Here is a 363-nt window from a genome sequence, read left to right as displayed (position 1 = left end):
CAATGCCCTTGACTTCCTGCCCCTTGACCGTTCCGGCAACCGCCGCTTTATCCCCGTCATGGTGTACCCGGAGCAAGCCGAGGTTCACATTTTGGAGGACGAAGCCGCTTCCAGAGCCTATATCGAGCAGATGTGGGCAGAAGCGATGGAGATTTACCGAAGCGGAAGGTTCAAGCTGGCTTTCAGCCCCGCCATGCAGCGGTATCTCAAAGAACACCAGCGGGATTTTATGCCGGAGGACACCAAAGCCGGAATGATACAGGCGTATCTTGATAAGTACACCGGGAGCATGGTCTGTTCCAAGCAGCTCTACAAGGAAGCTTTGAACCATGCTTTTGACGAGCCGAAGCAATGGGAAATCCG

General features: G+C 54.3%; 1 protein-coding gene. It reads left to right on the top strand.

Features of this window, described 5'->3' with window-relative positions:
* The coding region (locus DWZ82_RS15805; RefSeq protein ID WP_243022971.1) for a virulence-associated E family protein at window positions 1-363 on the top strand (363 nt) is incomplete at both ends.

Origin of the sequence: Butyricicoccus sp. AF35-5AC (assembly GCF_003477715.1) — a bacterium.
GTDB classification, from domain to species: Bacteria; Bacillota; Clostridia; order Oscillospirales; family Butyricicoccaceae; genus Agathobaculum; species Agathobaculum butyriciproducens.
Note: the sequence above shows the minus strand (reverse complement) of the source record. Positions and strands in the feature narration are given on the sequence as shown.